Source organism: Mycobacterium toneyamaense (assembly GCF_055384815.1).
Genome location: NZ_AP040333.1, coordinates 434,438 through 448,417 on the forward strand (window position 1 = coordinate 434,438; position 13,980 = coordinate 448,417).

General features: G+C 69.3%; 11 protein-coding genes. 6 read left to right on the forward strand and 5 right to left on the reverse strand.

The features are described 5' to 3' along the window. Window positions 1-45: 45 nt before the first annotated feature. Both iniR and ACZ5IQ_RS01965 read right to left on the reverse strand, forming a co-directional pair. The gene (iniR, locus tag ACZ5IQ_RS01960) at window positions 46-2,529 is read right to left on the reverse strand and encodes an isoniazid response ATPase/transcriptional regulator IniR (protein ID WP_464480713.1); all 2,484 of its coding nucleotides are present in this window, start codon (window positions 2,527-2,529) and stop codon (window positions 46-48) included. Next, window positions 2,526-4,514: an Hsp70 family protein gene (locus tag ACZ5IQ_RS01965; RefSeq protein WP_464480714.1), complete on the reverse strand. Its 1,989-nt coding sequence runs from the start codon at window positions 4,512-4,514 to the stop codon at window positions 2,526-2,528. The genes iniR and ACZ5IQ_RS01965 overlap by 4 nt, the downstream gene beginning before the upstream one ends. 215 nt (window positions 4,515-4,729) lie before the next feature. On the opposite strand from ACZ5IQ_RS01965, the gene ACZ5IQ_RS01970 reads away from it, so the two are divergent. The 6 genes from ACZ5IQ_RS01970 to ACZ5IQ_RS01995 all read left to right on the forward strand — a co-directional run bounded on the left by ACZ5IQ_RS01970 (window position 4,730) and on the right by ACZ5IQ_RS01995 (window position 12,057). Then, window positions 4,730-5,266, forward strand: a complete 537-nt coding sequence (locus tag ACZ5IQ_RS01970; protein WP_464480715.1) for an Rv0340 family IniB-related protein — start codon at window positions 4,730-4,732, stop codon at window positions 5,264-5,266. A 254-nt stretch (window positions 5,267-5,520) separates the two neighbouring features. Further along, window positions 5,521-6,633: an IniB N-terminal domain-containing protein gene (locus ACZ5IQ_RS01975; protein WP_138247785.1), complete on the forward strand. Its 1,113-nt coding sequence runs from the start codon at window positions 5,521-5,523 to the stop codon at window positions 6,631-6,633. Window positions 6,634-6,729: 96 nt separating this feature from the next. Then, window positions 6,730-8,571 (forward strand): dynamin family protein, encoded by a 1,842-nt coding sequence (locus ACZ5IQ_RS01980; protein WP_409430945.1) that lies wholly within the window; start codon window positions 6,730-6,732, stop codon window positions 8,569-8,571. Further along, window positions 8,568-10,082: a dynamin family protein gene (locus tag ACZ5IQ_RS01985; protein ID WP_464480716.1), complete on the forward strand. Its 1,515-nt coding sequence runs from the start codon at window positions 8,568-8,570 to the stop codon at window positions 10,080-10,082. The genes ACZ5IQ_RS01980 and ACZ5IQ_RS01985 overlap by 4 nt, the downstream gene beginning before the upstream one ends. 50 nt (window positions 10,083-10,132) lie before the next feature. Beyond that, window positions 10,133-10,816: an Abi-alpha family protein gene (locus tag ACZ5IQ_RS01990; protein WP_138247786.1), complete on the forward strand. Its 684-nt coding sequence runs from the start codon at window positions 10,133-10,135 to the stop codon at window positions 10,814-10,816. After that, window positions 10,816-12,057, forward strand: a complete 1,242-nt coding sequence (locus tag ACZ5IQ_RS01995; RefSeq protein WP_464480717.1) for a DUF445 domain-containing protein — start codon at window positions 10,816-10,818, stop codon at window positions 12,055-12,057. Before ACZ5IQ_RS01990 ends, ACZ5IQ_RS01995 begins: the two co-directional genes overlap by 1 nt. Here ACZ5IQ_RS01995 and ACZ5IQ_RS02000 read toward each other — a convergent pair. The 3 genes from ACZ5IQ_RS02000 to ACZ5IQ_RS02010 are packed head-to-tail and all read right to left on the reverse strand — an operon-like array spanning window position 12,054 to window position 13,942. Next, complete coding sequence (locus ACZ5IQ_RS02000; RefSeq protein WP_464480718.1) at window positions 12,054-12,446, reverse strand: hypothetical protein; 393 nt, start codon at window positions 12,444-12,446, stop codon at window positions 12,054-12,056. The two genes, ACZ5IQ_RS01995 and ACZ5IQ_RS02000, sit on opposite strands and share 4 nt — an antisense overlap. Window positions 12,447-12,452: 6 nt before the next feature. After that, the gene (locus ACZ5IQ_RS02005) at window positions 12,453-13,382 is read right to left on the reverse strand and encodes an LLM class F420-dependent oxidoreductase (protein WP_464480719.1); all 930 of its coding nucleotides are present in this window, start codon (window positions 13,380-13,382) and stop codon (window positions 12,453-12,455) included. 14 nt (window positions 13,383-13,396) lie between these two features. After that, window positions 13,397-13,942 (reverse strand): hypothetical protein, encoded by a 546-nt coding sequence (locus ACZ5IQ_RS02010; RefSeq protein ID WP_138247790.1) that lies wholly within the window; start codon window positions 13,940-13,942, stop codon window positions 13,397-13,399. Window positions 13,943-13,980 lie beyond the last annotated feature (38 nt).

Consider the following 13,980-nt stretch of genomic DNA (forward strand, 5'->3'; position numbering starts at 1 on the left):
GCCTGGCCAGGCGGCTGCAGCACGCTTCCTTATATATGGGCGGCGTCAGACCTTCTCGACGAGCAGCGCGCGCAGCATCGACAACATCTCCGACCGTGATTCGGCCCCCAACCTGCGGCGAATGCGGGCGACATGGTGCTCGACGGTCTTCGCTGAGATGAGCAGACGGGCCCCGATGTCGCGGTAGGGCATGCCCTGCAGCACCAGTTCGGCAACCTCGCGCTCGCGGTCGGACAACCGTGTCCAGGCAGGTGTCGGGGCAGGTGTGGCCCGAGCGTCGGCCGAGGCAGGAGGTGGTGTGGTGTTGCGCACATCTGTGCCCGGACGCGGAATAGCGGGGGTCGCGGGCTCGACGGGATCGGCCGCGGCCTCGAGGGCGGCGTCCTGCTTGAGATCGCGCGCCAACTGCAGCATGGCGCCCGAGATCTTGCCGTCCGCCGAATGCAACGCGGCCTGGCTGGCCAGCCGGGTCGCATCCCACGTCAAGCCGAAGCGGGCCAGCCCGCGGGCGGCCGCCGTCACCTCGGTGGCGTCGACCCCGTCGGCCAGGACCCGCAGCCAGGCGCGGCCGGCCCCGGCCAGCGCCGTGGCGTAGGCGCCGTGCGCGCCCTCGGCTCGACTCGCCGCGGCGAGGGCCTGCCCGTGCGGGGCGACGGCCTCGGGTGCATTGGCCAGGATGCCGGCGTGCACGCCCGCCCAGTGCAATGGAACCGACCACAGTGCCGGATTGCCGGCCGCCCGCAGCAGCCCGAATGCCTCGGCCAGCGGTTGGCGTAGCTGGTCGACTTGCTGCAACCGGGCCGCGGCCACCCACAACTCGCCGAGCGGCAGGAGCGCGAACAGGTCCAGGGAGTACTCGGCCAGCACCTCCATGGCCGCGTACCAATGTTTCTGCAGCGCGCCGGTGTCGCCGCTGCGCCGGGCGATCGCGGTCTGCAGCGCGGTGAACCACAGCGCGTCGCGCCGGTGCAGGTCGGCGACCGCGGTCGCGTCCAATGCCGGGACGGCGGAATCGAGTTGGCCGTCGAGCATGCGGATCCAGCCGAGCAGCAGCCGGTGGCGCAGACCGGTGAAACCCGCGTCGCCGCCACCGGTGCGGATGGCCCGGCCGATGACACTGCGCGCGCGGACGGCGTCGCCGCCGTGCAGGGCGACGAGGCTCAGCAGGGCGGCGGGGCTGTCCGGTGCGACCGAGTGAACACCGTTGGTGGACCCGAGAGCCTGCGTGAGGCGTGCCATCGCGACGGCGAACGGCTGGTCGAGCGTCAGCAGCATGCCTTCTGCCATACCGCGCGCCGCACGCGCGGAAGACGTTGGCGGCATGGAGTTCTCGGCCTGCAGACAGGACCGGGCCAGGTCCGCGTCGGCGGTGGCGACACCGACCACGGCGCCCGCGGCGGCGACGAACGGATCGGCATCGGGGCCGAGCCACCGGAACAGGTCCGCGGCGTGCGCGGCGGCGCCGTCGTGCATGGCGACGCTGGCCGCGATACGCACGGCCTGCGCGCGGACGGCGGCGTCGTCGGCCGTGAGCAGTTCGTCGGCCAGGGTTCCGGCGGTGGTGCAGTCGCCGGTGACGGCGAGGGCGTCGGCGAGTTGGACGTCGGCCGGGGCGGTGCCGGCGCGGGCCGCGGCGCGGTACAGGCGCGCTGCCTGACGCGGCGCGGCGGAACCGGCCCGGTGGATCAGGTCGGCCGCCAGCAGGTCGTCGACGGTGCCGTGCTCGGCCAGCTTCAGCGCCAATTCGGTTGACAGCGTGGCGGATTCGATCTGCGAGCGCAGCAGCCGGCATTCGGTCTCGCGGTGCCGCGCGGCCCCGACCAGTCGGGTGAGGCTGCGGTGCAGCGTGTCGATGAACCGCGGATGCAGTGAGGCGGACAGCAGCCCACTGGCGCGGGCCCGGTCCATCAGCACGGCCGCGTCGTCGCCGGGCAGTTGCAGGGCGGCGGCGATGTCGTCGGGCCCCAGTTCGGGGCTCAGCGAGCACAAGAGCAACGTGTCGAGCAGGTGCTCGTCCAGCCGGCGCAGCCGCTCGCTCAACGCGACGGACGCGGCCCGGACCGGATCGGCGCCCGACGCCAGGGCCGACAGCGCCGAGTACACCAGCAGTGGGATGCCGCCGGTGCCGGCGATCAGCGCGGGCACCTGGGTAGCGGGCACGCCGGCGCGGGCCAGCGCCTCGTTGATCTCGCGGGGCGTCATCGGCGCCAGCTGGATCGGCGGATGCTGCCGGCTCAGCGTGGTGGTGAGTGCGTTGAGCGCGGGCTCGTGCGCCAACGGCTCGGCGCTGACCACCACGGTGCGGGCCGGGTCGCCGGCCAGCTCGGTCAGCGCGGCCAGCTCTGCCGGGGACAGCAGCTGGGCATCGTCGATGACGATGGCCGCATCCGGCGCCTCACCGGGCTTGGGCACCCGCGCGAGCATCGTCGTGCCGTTGGCCCGCAACGTCTTTCGCACCGCTTCCAGCGCGGTGGTCTTGCCGCTGCCGATTCCGCCGAGCACCAGCGACGTGCCGGCCGCTGCGGTCATTGGCTGGTCGATGCCGAGGGTTGCGCGGTGATGGGCGCCGACGCGGTGGCCACCGATGCCGACGGTGCGGACGCGGTTTCCGCCGACACCGACGCCGTCTTGGGGGGCTGCTCCACCGTGGGCTGCGAACTGGGCGCCTGGGTCGACGGCGCGGCCGTCGGAGTCTGCGTGCTGGGCGGCTGCGTCGTCGGCGGCTTCGTCGTGGTCGGCGGCGGCTGCGTGGTGGTGGGCGGCTGCGTCGTCGTCGGCGGTTGCGTCGTTGTCGTGGGCGGCTGCGTGGTGGTCGTGGTGGGCGGTGGCGTCGTGGTTGTGGTGGTCGTCGTCGACGGCGTGGTGGTCGTGGTGGTCGTGGAGGTTGTGGTCGTGGTGGTCGTCGTCGAGCTGGTGGTCGACGGATCGGTGGTGGTCGTGGTGACCGGCGCGTCGGTGGTGGTGACCGGGTTGGTCACCGTCGAGGTCTCCACCTGCCCGTTCGGATTCGTCTGTGTCACAACGGACTTGGTGGCCTTGTAGGTGCTCGTGGTGATGGAGCCGTCGGGGCCGGTGATGGTGGTGGTGACGTCGACGGTCACCGGGCCGGACGGGGTGTCGTTGCTGGTGAGCCCGACCGCGGCCCAGCTACCGCCGGCGACCAGGAACGCCGCGGCGGCCGCGCCGAAGATCAGCGGTGGGCGCCGGTACCAGGGGACCGGGGCCACGTCGGGCAGGTTGTCCTCTTCTTCGTGGGCGAAGTCCATCGCCGGCCGGGCGGTGGTCTCGCCGAAGGGCGCCGCCTCGGCATAGCCGGTCGAAAAATCCGTGGGGTAGTCGCCGCCGACCGCCGCACCGGGTTCCTCGTCGTCAGACCAGGCCAGCGACGGCCCGACGGTCGAAGACGGGTTCGCGTCCACGGGCGGCACCGGAGCCGCCATGGTCTCGGGGCCGCCTGCCCAGCCTGCCGGGCCGGCGGCCCAGCCCATGGTGGGGGCCATGCCTGTCGGGGCGTCGGCGCTCATGGTGCGCTGATCCACCAGCGGAGCGCCACCGGCGGCGGTGAGCGCCGGCTGCGGCGAGGTCACGACCGGAACCCGGAAGTGCTCGGAAAGTCGTTGTGTGACAATCGGAATCGACGCACCGCCACCGGCAGTGGCCACGGCGGTCAGGACGCCGGCCGGAATCTGGTTGCGCTGCAGGGATTCCTGCACGACGGCGAGCAGCCCCGCCAGCGCCGGTTCGAGCAGTCGCTCCAGCTCGGGGCGGGTGATGCGCAGCGCCGACGCGAAGCCGGGCAGGTTGGCGCTGACCGACGTTGCCGTCTCCGACGAGAGGCGCTCCTTGGCCTGCCGGCACTGGTCGCGCAGCTGGGACAGCGAGCCGACGGCCGCGGTGCCGGCCGGATCCGCGTCGGACGAGTCGCTGATGCCGGCGATGACGTGGTTCAGCAGGGCCTGGTCCACCAGGTCGCCGGAGAACTCCGGATAACGCACGGTCTCGCCGATCTGGCTCAGTGTCGCGGCGTCGGCGATGGTCACGCTGGTGCCGCTGCCACCGAAATCGCAGAGTGCCACCACGCCGTGGTCGGGCAGTCCGGACCCGGCCTTGAGGCCGGCCAGGGCCGCCGCCGCGTCGGAGACCACGGGTGCGGCGGCCAGGCCCGGCTTTCCGCGCAGCGCCGCGGAGAGTGCGCCGATGGTGGACATGCCCCAGTGCGCGGGCGCGGCGATGACGATCGGGGCGCCGCCACCGGCGGTGCGGGCCATGGAGTCGAGGGCCTCGGCCAGGACGGCTTCACCGCGATGCGCCGAACCATCCGGGGCGATCAGCGGGATCGGGTCGCCGACGCGCTCCACGAACCCGGTCAGCACCAGGCCGCCCGGCTGGGTGGGGATGCCGACTTCGGCGGGCCGGTCCGGGTACAGGGCCAGGATCGCGCGACGGCTCAGCGGCGGTCGCCCGGCCGGCACGGCCACCAGATTGGTCTGGCCGATCGACAAACCGAGGCTCATAAACGTCCACTCCTTTGATGCGCTACCGGACTCAGGCCACCCTATGCGCTGGCGGCCTGGGGGTGGGACACAATCCCCTAACGATTGGTGAATCCCTAACGGGAGTGCCCCTAACGGGTGACGTCGGGTGCTGGGGTCAGCACCGATCTCCAGGAGCTTTATCGGCGATAGCATCGAAATAGTTATCAACGGGTCCCCAGAAAGGAGCAGGTGCCATGGCAAATCCGCTACTGGATTTCGTCATGTCGGTCGTCCGTGACCCCGACGTGGCTGCCCACTACGCCGCCGACCCCGCCGGTGCCATCGCCGACGCCAACCTCACTGGCGTCACCACGGCGGATGTCGCGCACCTGATCCCGGTGGTGTCCGAATCTCTGGGCGCGGTGTCGTCCGCAGCGGGTGGCGTGCCGACCGCCGGATTCGACGATCCCGGCGTCAACGTCTGGACCAGCGGTGCCGCCACCGCGGCGTTCGATGCGTTCGACGCCTTCGACACACATGTGCCGACGGTGGTGTCTCCGCAGGTGATTTCCGACCCTGACGTCGGCGGATTCGACAGCGGCCCGGTCTTGCCGGCCCATGACGCCGTGCCGGACCTGGCGGTGTCCGACGATCTGGGCCTGCACAGTGACGTCCCGGTCGTCGATGCCGGGCAGCTCTCTGATCCGGGTGCGCTCGACTGGCACCCCGTCGATACCGCAGACCCGTCGGCCGGTGTCGAGCATCATCAGGACTTCGACTTCTTCAGCTGACCAGCTCATCCCCGAAACGCCGGTGGCCGCCATGGCCACCGGCGTTTTGTGTTCTCCCAACGCATGTTCAGCAAACACCCTAGCCATCCCCTAATCCCCTAATAGGGGGAGCGCGGATACCCCACCAAGTTTGGTTGGGGGTAGGGGTGGTTGCCCCGTTTGCACGGCCCTTGACGGCCCCTAACGTTGTTCTCAGTTCGCCGGACAGCGGCGAGAGAACTTCCACAGAGCAACACCCAACGAAAGGGACTCCAATGACCAGCCTGATCGAATTCATCATCGACCTGTTCCGCTTCCCGACCGTCGCGAGCTCTTTCGTCGCGAACCCCGAGCAGACCATGCGCGACGCCGGCCTCGCCGGTGTCACCTCCGCACAGCTCGCCTCGGTCGCCGCGAGCGCCGTTCCCGCCGGCGTCGTGCTCGGTGGCGGCGACCCGGTCGTCGGCCTGCAGAACGCGGTCTCGGACTACTACAGCATGTCCTCGCCGTTCTCCCCGCAGACCGGCTTCGTCTCGCAGCCGACCTTCGCTCCCAACACCGACTTCGCGAGCAACAACAATGTCCCGGTGGCGAGCGGCAACAACATCCCGGTGCTGAGCCCCGACCAGCACGCCGGCGCCAACGCCCAGCAGGGTGCGTTCAACCTGGGCTTCGGTGACATCACCCTCGGTGGCAGCCACGTCCAGCAGGGCGACGGCGGCGTCAACATCGCGGGCAACAACCACGGTGACATCGCCAGCGGCAAGGGCGCTGTGCAGGGCGACGGCAACACCGTCACCAACGGCGACATCCTGACCGGCAGCCACTCCCCGGTGATCGTCGGCACGGGCAACCACGCGACCGACAACTCGCAGACCGCGGGCGGCCACATCATCCAGGGCAACTCGGGTCCGGTGGTCAACGACGTCAACACCGGTGGCGGCAACGGCGGCGGCGCCAGCGCCGGCGGCGGCCTGATCGGTGGCGGCCACGCCAGCGGCGGCAGCGGTGGCAGCGGCGGCAACATCGTCATCAACGACGGCAACACCTCGTCGACGCACGTCGGTGGCAACCAGACCACGGTCGGTGGCGACCTGGGCAGCGGCAACAAGAGCGTCATCGACGACTCGTCGCACTCCTCGACGGTGAACACCAGCCTGAACAGCGGGAACACGGCCAACACCAGCATCGGTAGCGGCAACAGCACCCACACCAACATCGGCAGCGGGAACACCACCCACACCGACCTGAGCGCCGACAACTCGGTGCACAGCACGGTTGCCGACAGCTCGGTGCACGAGGCCAGCATGAACACCTACGCACCGACCGAAACCCACACCACCACCGACATGAGCCACACCACCCACATCGATCCGCACATGCACTGATCGATCGCGACAAACCGTCCGGCGGGGCCACCTACAGGCCCCGCCGGATGTTTGCGCATACCGTTAGACAGTGACAATGCAGTCGAGGAGAGCCCAGTGACGCAGCCGAACGAGGCGAACCCGCGCCCGGTCGCGGTGATCGTCGAGTTGATCGACCACACCAGCCGGATCGCAGGCCTCAACGACCGCGAAGACCTGGCGCAGCGGTTGCTGGCGGCCAAGACCCGGATCAGCGATCCGCAGATCCGGGTGGTGATCGCCGGGCAGCTCAAGCAGGGCAAGAGCCAGTTGCTGAACTCGTTGCTGAACATGCCGGTCGCGCGCGTCGGCGATGACGAGAGCACGGTGCTCACCACCGTCGTCCACTACGGGGACGCGGCGGCCGCCGAACTCGTCCTCGCCCCGGCCCAGGAAGGGGGCGATCCGTCCGTCGTCGCCATCCCGCCCAACCAGCTGTCGACCGATCTGCGCCACGCCCCGCAGGCCCAGGGTCGCCAGGTGCTGCGCGTCGAGGTGGCGGCGCCGAGCCCGATGCTCAAGGGCGGCCTCACCTTTGTCGACACCCCCGGCGTGGGCGGGCTGGGGCAGCCGCACCTGTCGGCCACTCTCGGCCTGCTGCCCGACGCCGACGCCCTCCTGATGATCAGTGACACCAGCCAGGAGTTCACCGAGCCGGAGCTCACGTTCATCCGGCAGGCCCTCGAAATCTGCCCGGTGGCAACGATTGTCGCCACCAAGACCGACCTCTATCCGCACTGGCGCGAGATCGTCGCGGCCAATGGCGCGCATCTGCAGCGCGCGCGGCTGAACGTCCCCGTGGTTCCCGTTTCTTCCGCGCTGCGCACCCACGCGCTGGCACTGAACGACAAGGAACTCAACGACGAGTCGAACTTCCCGGCGATCATCAAGTTCCTCACCGACAAGGTGCTCAGTCGGGAGAACGACCGCATCAAGGATCAGGTGGTCACCGAAATCCACGCGGCCGCCGAACATCTCACCCTGGCCGTGTCCACCGAGCTGGCCGCGATCAACGACCCCGAGAAGATCGAGCGCATCAAGGCCGAGCTGGAGCAGAAGAAGGAAGACGCCCAGAATGCGTTGCAGCAGACCGCATTGTGGCAACAGGTGCTCAACGACGGCATCGCCGACCTGACCGCCGACGTCGACCACGACCTGCGTAACCGGTTCCGCAACATCACCGCGCACACCGAGCGCGTCATCGACGGCTGCGATCCCACGCAGCATTGGGCCGAGATCGGCGCCGAGTTGGAGAACGTCGTCGCGACCGCGGTCGGCGACAACTTCGTCTGGGCGCATCAGCGCGCCGAGGCGCTCGCCGCGGAGGTGGCCCGCACGTTCGTCGAGGCCGGGCTGGATTCGGTTGAACTGGCCGAGGTCAGGGCCCGCGACATGGGCGCGGGCCTGGGCGAGTTCAACCCTGTGGCGCGACTGGAGTCCGAGCCGATCCGGGCCGGGCACAAGGTGATCACCGGGATGCGCGGGTCCTACGGTGGTGTGCTGATGTTCGGCATGCTGACCTCGTTCGCCGGGCTCGGCATGTTCAACCCGCTGTCGCTGGGCGCCGGACTTGTGCTGGGCCGCAAGGCCTACAAGGAAGACATGGAGAACCGCATGCTGCGGGTGCGCGGCGAGGCGAAGATGAACGTCCGCCGGTTCGTCGACGACGTGTCGTTCGCCGTCGGCAAGGAGTCGCGTGACCGGCTGCGAAACATCCAGCGCCACTTGCGCGATCACTACCGGGGCATCGCCAACCAGACCACCCGCTCGCTCAACGAGTCGCTGCAGGCGACCCTCGCCGCGGCGCAGATCGAAGCCGGCGAGCGCGACAACCGCGTGCGGGAACTGGAGCGGCAGTTGAACATTCTGCGCCAGGTCATCGACAACGCGGTGAAACTCACTCCGGCCCTGGCGCAGTGAGCACAAGCGCACGCGTCCGCGCCATCCTGGGCGGCGTCATCTCGGCCTACCGGTCCGACCCCATCTACCAGCACCGGCCGCAGGCCCTGGCCGAACTGGACTGGATCGGCCGCCGGCTCGATCAGCCGATCCGCATCGCCCTCGCCGGCACCCTCAAGGCCGGCAAGTCGACGCTCGTGAATGCGCTTGTGGGCGAAGAGATTGCGCCCACCGACGCCACCGAGGCCACCCGCCTGGTCACCTGGTTCCGGCATGGCATGACGCCCCGCGTCACCGCCAACCATCGGGACGGCCGCCGTACCGACGTGCCGATCACCCGCGGTGACGGCCTGACCTTCGACCTGGCGCGGTATTCCGGCGCGCAGGGCGCCGCCAATGTGGGGGACATCGTCGACCTCGATGTGCAGTGGCCCGCAGCCGAATTGGAACAGACGACCATCATCGACACGCCGGGGACGTCGTCGCTGTCGCGTGACGTCTCCGACCGCACGCTCCAACTCCTGGTGCCACGAGACGGCGTGCCCCGGGTGGACGCCGTGGTGTTCCTGCTGCGCACCCTCAACGCGCCGGACATCGCGCTGCTCAAGCAGATCGGGGAACTCGTCGGCAGTGGCTCGGGTGCCCTCGGCGTCATCGGGGTCGCGTCGCGCGCCGACGAGATCGGGGCCGGACGCATCGACGCGATGATGTCGGCCCGTGAAGTGGCCACGCGGTTCACCGCGGAGCTGGACCGCACCGGCGTCTGCCAGGCCGTCGTCCCGGTGTCGGGGCTGCTGGCGCTGACCGCGCGCACCTTGCAGCAGAGTGAGTTCACGGCTCTGCAGAAGCTCGCGGCCCTGGACGGTGACGGCGCCACCGCCCTCACCAAGGCCATGTTGTCGGCGGATCGCTTTGCCCGGCAGGATGATTCGCTGCCGGTGGACGCCATCACCCGGGCCGCGCTGCTGGACCGGTTCGGCATGTTCGGCATCCGGATCGCGATCGCGGTGCTGCGCGCCGGCGTCACCGATTCGCAGGGGCTGGCCGACGAACTGCTGGACCGCAGCGGGCTGGTGGCCCTGCGCGACGTCATCGATCAGCAGTTCGCGCAGCGCGCCGACATGCTCAAGGCGAACACCGCGTTGCGCTCGCTGCGGCGCTTCGTGGAGGCCAATCCCATCTACGCGACGCCGTTCATCCTGGCGGACATCGACCCGCTGCTGGCCGACACGCACGCGTTCGAGGAATTGCGGTTGCTCGGTCAATTACGTTCCCGGCCAACCACATTGAACGACGACGAGATGGCCTCCCTGCGCCGCATCATCGGCGGCTCCGGAACCGACGCGGCGAGCCGGCTGGGGCTGAGCAGCGACGCGCCGTACGACGGTCCGCGGGCGGCCTTCGCGGCGGTGCAGCGGTGGCGCCGCCGGGCCGATCACCCGCTCAACGACCCCTTCACCGCACGCGCCTGCCGGGCCGCCGTGCGCAGCGCCGAGGCCCTGGTCGCGGACTATGCCGCGCAGGGAAGGTGAGATATTCGAGATCGTTGGCAATTGGTGCCCCGCGCGGCTACCGTTTGCGGGTGGCTCAATCGTTTGATCCCTTCGGCCTGGTAGGACGCGCGGTGGACGCCGCTCGACTCGGTCTGGACGTCTACAGCTGGACCGAGCAGCAGATCGTCGGCGCCCTGCGCAAAGGCCTCAACGAACTGGAACCCGAGGACGGTGCCGACGACGTCGTCGCCGCCGCCGACGCGCCGAAACCGGCCGCCGGCGACGAGACGCTCAACTCCAAGATGAGCCAGCTGCTCAACCGGGCGCTCGACCAGAACACCGCGGGCAGCCAGACCGAGCTGTACCACCATCTGCTCGATCAGTTGGTGGCCGACGAGGCCCGCATCGTCGGCGCGCTGTCCGACGGCTCCGTCTCACCCTTGGTCAACGTGTACGACCGGACCCGGAAGGCGGTCCTGGAGAACGCGGCACTGGTCGGCCGGACCGCCAACGTCGCGCTCCCACAGATGACGCCGCAGTACGTCGGGCATTTGCTGGCGCTGCGCCTCGTGGAGATCGGTCCGGAGGATTCTGCGCTGAAAACCGAGTACGAGGTGTTGATGGCTGAGACCATCGTCCTCAACGCGATCAAGGCCGCGTCGAAGGGTCCGCTGCCCGCCAAGGTGGAGAAGCTGACGTTGACGCTGTCGCCGCTGGGCCGATCGCTGTGGGCCGCCGCCACCGCGGAGGACGACCAGAACGGGTGGCGCTGATGTCCTTGACCGAGATCCTTCTCGACTTCCGCGCGCACTGGGTCATCTACTTCTCCATGCCGCTGGTGGCCGCCTTCGTCGGCTGGAGCACCAAGATCGTCGCGATGGAGATGATCTACCGGCCGCTTGAGTTCAAGGGCATCGGTCCCATCGGCTGGCAGGGCATCATCCCGCGGCGGGCCGGCAAGGTCGGCTCGACCACGATCGAGCTGCTCACCGCGAATCTGCTCAAACCCGAGGAACTGCTGTCGCGGATCGACGCCAAAGAGGCAGTCGAGGTGCTGCGCGAACCGCTGTCGGCATCGATCAACGACATCGCCCGCGACGTCGCCGAGGAGATCCGTCCGGGGCTGTGGGATTCCCTGCCCGAGGCGGGCCGCCAGGCGATCCTCAACCGCATCCACGCCCAGGCGCCGCGCATCACCGAGAAGATGCTGAACGAGATGCAGTCGGACCTCAGCCGGTTCGTCGACCTGCAGTTCCTCGCGGTCACCACGCTGGTGCGCAACAAGGAGAAGCTCAACAAGCTGATGCGCGGCCTGTCCGACGACGCCATGGCGTTCGTCCGGCGCAGCGGCATCTACTTCGGCCTGATCATCGGTACCGCGCAGATGTTCGTCTGGGCCATCTTCAAGCTGCCGTGGATCATGCCGGCCTTCGGCTTCGGTATCGGTCTGATCAGCGACTACATCGCGCTCAACATGCTGTTCCGGCCCATCAAGCCGACCAAGTACCTGGGCTTCATCAAGTTCCAGGGACTGCTGCACGCCCAGCGCGAGAAGATCACCGCCGACTACGCGCGCATCCTCTCCGAGGACCTGTTCGCGCCCGACATCCTCTTCGACGGCATCCTCAAAGGTCCCGGCGCCGACAAGCTGTTCGCCATGATCGCGCGGGAGGTCGAGGCCGCCATCGACAACGAGATCGGCGGGTGGACCGGCACCGTCGTGAAGTTCGCCGTGGGCACGTCGAAGTACAACGCGCTGAAAGACCGCGTCGTCGATCTCGTCGTCGAGAGGCTGCCGGCCACGCTGCTGGACGCGCAGGACTACGCCATGAGCAAGATCGATCTGGAAAAGACGATCATCGAGAAGATGAATCAGCTCACCAACGAGGAGTACGAGTCGATTCTGCGGCCGGTGTTCAAGGACGACGAGCCGCTGATGGTCGCCATCGGCGCCATCCTCGGTGGCTGCGTCGGTGAGCTCCAGGTGCTGATGATCGAGTTCTTCACGCACTAGTGCGGGCGCGGCCCCGGCGGGTGGGTGCGCCGGGACTGGGTGATCGACGACGACGTCGTCGGGGTCCGGCTGGTGGTCGTGCTGTCGCCCCTCGGCGCGGACGTCGTGTCGGTCGTGTCCGTCGTCTCCGGGGTGAGCGGCACGTCGATGTCCGTGGTCGACGGCGTCACCGACGAGTAGCTGGTTGATGTCGGCGCGGTCGTGGTGAGCGTCGTGGTCGACGAGTGGACCGGGTCAGTCACGATGACGGGCACCGGCGGCGGCTGCGGCTGGTTGTAGTGCCGCGTCACCCATGCCCCGGCGAAGTACAGCAACGCGATGGCCGCGAGCGCCGCGATGCTGGCACCCACGAGATGAGGGGTGCGCTCATGCCACGGCCGCTCGGTCATGGCCGGTCAGCGTAGCTGTGGAATGACTTCCGTGCTGAAGAACTCGATGTGGTCGAGATCGGCCATGTCCAGCACCTGCAGGTAGATGCGCTCGACGCCGGCCGCGATGAACGGCGCCAGCTTGTCGACGATCTCGGCCGGCGTGCCGACGGTGGGGGAGTTGCCGCGCATCTCGTCGACCTCGCGGCCGATGGCGGCGGCCCGCCGGGCGATCTCCGCCTCATCTTTGCCCGCACACAGCACGAAAGCCGCCGAGTACGTGATGCTTTCGGGCGCCCGGCCGGCCGCCTCGACGGCCGCCCGCACCCGGCCGAACTGAGTGGTCAGGGTGTCGATGTCGACGAACGGGATGTTGAATTCGGCAGCGAACTTGGCGGCCAGCGCCGGGGTCCGCTTGGCGCCGCCGCCACCGATGATCACCGGCGGGTGGGCCTGCGCCGGCTTGGGCAGGGCCGGGGAGTTCTTGACGGTGTAGTGCTTGCCCGCGAAGTCGAAGTGCTCGCCGACCGGGGTGTCCCAGAACCCCGTGATGATCTGCAGTTGTTCTTCCAGCCGGTCGAAGCGTTCGCCCAGGGCCGGGAACGGGATGGCGTAGGCCTCGTGCTCTTCGGCGAACCACCCGGCGCCGAGGCCCAATTCCACACGGCCACCGCTCATTTCGTCGACCTGCGCGACGGCGATGGCGAGCGGCCCGGGGTACCGGAACGTCGCCGACGTGACCATGGTGCCGAGCCGGATGGTGCTGGTCTCGCGGGCGATGCCGCCGAGCGTCACCCACGAGTCGGTGGGCCCGGGCAGCCCGTCGCCGGCCATGGCCAGGTAGTGGTCGGATCGGAAAAACGCTGAGTAGCCGAACCTTTCGGCGGCCTGCGCGACGGCGAGTTGGTCGGCGTAGGTGGCACCCTGCTGCGGTTCGACGAATACCCGGAAGTCCATGCCGCCCAGCCTAGTCAGAACGCCTTCACGCCCGCCGTCGAGACGAACATCCCGTGGCCGGTGCCGGCGTTGGTGAAGCGTGTGCCCTCGGCGCCGGCGAGGATCGTCCAACCCACCGCCGAGTAGGTCTGGTAGTCGATCGTCACGGTCGGGATGGCGCCGAGATTGCCCAGGCCCCAGGACAATTTGCCGTCGGCGGTGACCCGTACGCCGCGCGCGGTCTCCCCGTTCACCTGCGGCGCGTTGGCGAAGTCCGACTCGCAGTCGACGGCGGCCGCGTTGAGCTGGCACCGGGTCTGGCCGGACTTGGTCGCAATGAAGACGTAGCCGTTCTGCGGGGCGAGGGCCTGCGCGGTCGGCGGCACGGCGCTCGGTACCGGGATGGGGCTGACGGGAACCGGGCGGATCGCCTTCTCGCTCGGCGTCGGTGTGCTCGCCGCGGACGTTTCCCCGCTGGGCAGTCCCGACTTCGGGCTTCCTGTGGTGGTGCTGTCGCAGCCGGCGAGCAGTGCCACCGCCAGCGCGGCGGTGGCAGACATGGTGAGCCGTGTGTGGTTCATCGGCAATCAGGCTACGGGAGATCTGATCGCGCTGATCC

What these genes read in the sequence shown, in the direction of transcription:
- ACZ5IQ_RS01965 (WP_464480714.1), bottom strand. Translation starts at nt 4,514, where the DNA reads ATGAGCCTCGGTTTGTCGATCGGCCAGACCAATCTGGTGGCCGTGCCG.
- ACZ5IQ_RS01995 (WP_464480717.1), top strand. Translation starts at nt 10,816, where the DNA reads ATGTCCTTGACCGAGATCCTTCTCGACTTCCGCGCGCACTGGGTCATC.
- ACZ5IQ_RS02000 (WP_464480718.1), bottom strand. Translation starts at nt 12,446, where the DNA reads ATGACCGAGCGGCCGTGGCATGAGCGCACCCCTCATCTCGTGGGTGCC.
- ACZ5IQ_RS02010 (WP_138247790.1), bottom strand. Translation starts at nt 13,942, where the DNA reads ATGAACCACACACGGCTCACCATGTCTGCCACCGCCGCGCTGGCGGTG.
- ACZ5IQ_RS01970 (WP_464480715.1), top strand. Translation starts at nt 4,730, where the DNA reads ATGGCAAATCCGCTACTGGATTTCGTCATGTCGGTCGTCCGTGACCCC.
- ACZ5IQ_RS01975 (WP_138247785.1), top strand. Translation starts at nt 5,521, where the DNA reads ATGACCAGCCTGATCGAATTCATCATCGACCTGTTCCGCTTCCCGACC.
- ACZ5IQ_RS02005 (WP_464480719.1), bottom strand. Translation starts at nt 13,382, where the DNA reads ATGGACTTCCGGGTATTCGTCGAACCGCAGCAGGGTGCCACCTACGCC.
- iniR (WP_464480713.1), bottom strand. Translation starts at nt 2,529, where the DNA reads ATGACCGCAGCGGCCGGCACGTCGCTGGTGCTCGGCGGAATCGGCAGC.